Genomic DNA, 525 nt, shown 5'->3' on the forward strand with positions numbered 1-525 from the left:
GTGCTACGGACTCCCGACGGCCAGGTGCACACGCTGGACGCCAAGCCCGGTGCGATGCTGGGCATCCCACTGGACCAGCAGATCGAAGACCACACCGTCCACCTCCCGCCCGGCTCGACCCTGGCCCTCTACACCGACGGACTGGTCGAACGCCGCGCCCAGGGAATCGATCCGGGCATCGCCCGCCTCGCGGACGCACTCGCGGCGTTCGGACCCGCGGAACTGGAGGACCTGGACGGCTCGGCGGACCGCGTACTGGACCCGCTGCTGAGCGACTCCGAGCGCGACGACGACGTGTGCCTGCTGCTGTGCCATGTCGCGCAGAACGCCACCGTCGAACGGTGACGCCCCCGCATCCGGTGGTGATTTTCCCTTGACCCAAGCCTCCCCACGCCGCCGGGCCCCCCGCCTCATTTCCTGCCGGTGAGCGAGGTTCTCAGCGCAGTCGGCGTACGCGCAGGACCAGGTCGTTGGTATGGTGCGCGCCGGCGCCGCCGTGGGGCGCTACGCGTGGCCGTTGCTCGT

The 525-nt window shown here is 70.7% G+C and carries 1 protein-coding gene and 1 pseudogene; one reads left to right on the forward strand and one right to left on the reverse strand.

Going from position 1 to position 525, the window contains the following annotated elements:
- Window positions 1-345, forward strand: a 345-nt coding sequence (locus tag TN53_RS42090) for a PP2C family protein-serine/threonine phosphatase (RefSeq protein WP_159038285.1), incomplete at its 5' end; no start/stop codon positions are given.
- A 91-nt stretch (window positions 346-436) separates the two neighbouring features.
- Here TN53_RS42090 and TN53_RS48915 read toward each other — a convergent pair.
- Window positions 437-525, reverse strand: a pseudogene (locus TN53_RS48915) (methyltransferase type 11); the annotation flags it as partial.

The sequence above is a fragment of the Streptomyces sp. WM6386 genome (assembly GCF_000972385.1).
Classification (GTDB): domain Bacteria; phylum Actinomycetota; class Actinomycetes; order Streptomycetales; family Streptomycetaceae; genus Streptomyces.